General features: G+C 57.2%; 1 protein-coding gene. It reads left to right on the top strand.

Features of this window, described 5'->3' with window-relative positions; translation table 11 throughout:
• On the top strand, positions 1 to 689 hold a 689-nt coding region (locus AC07RZ_RS24155; protein WP_494669876.1), incomplete at both ends, for an RHS repeat domain-containing protein.

Here is a 689-nt window from a genome sequence, read left to right as displayed (position 1 = left end):
GCTAGCAGCACGATCAGTTACACCTATGGCAGCAGCGGCAGCACGACGGGTAAATTGACCAGCGTCACCTACCCAAGCGGCAACCGGATCAACTATAGCTACGACGGGGCAGGAAGAGTCAGCAGTCTCACCTTGAACCCGACCAATACTACCGGCGGCGGCACCAATACCGGCAGCACTATCCCCTTATTGACGGGTATCGGCTATCAAGCCTTTGGTCCCGTCAATGCCTGGACTTGGGGCAATAGCAGCAGTACCAGCACGAACACCTATGCCAGGGGGATAGACCTGGATGGGCGTATCACCAGTTACCCGTTGGGCAATGCCTTGAGCAACGGCACCAACCGCACGGTCAGCTACGACGCTACCAGTCGGATCACCGGCAGCAGCCATAGCGGTACGGGGACTGGCAGCAACGCGCCGGCCAACTTCGATCAAAGCTACGGTTACGACAATCTGGATCGTCTCAACACTGTCACGGGTAGCAGCAGTACCAGCAACCAGAGCTTTCAGTACGACCAGAACGGCAATCGCATTCAAGCGACGTTTGGCAGCGGCAGCTACACCAATACGGTTGCAGCGAATAGCAATCAGTTGACAGCCACGACGGGACCGACACCGGCGAAGAGCAACACCTACGATGCAGCGGGCCATCTGACCAGTGACGGCACCATCAGTTATACCTATAG

The sequence above is a fragment of the Collimonas sp. GW821-FHT07E08 genome (assembly GCF_059418905.1).
This window is presented reverse-complemented; position numbering and strand designations above follow the sequence as displayed.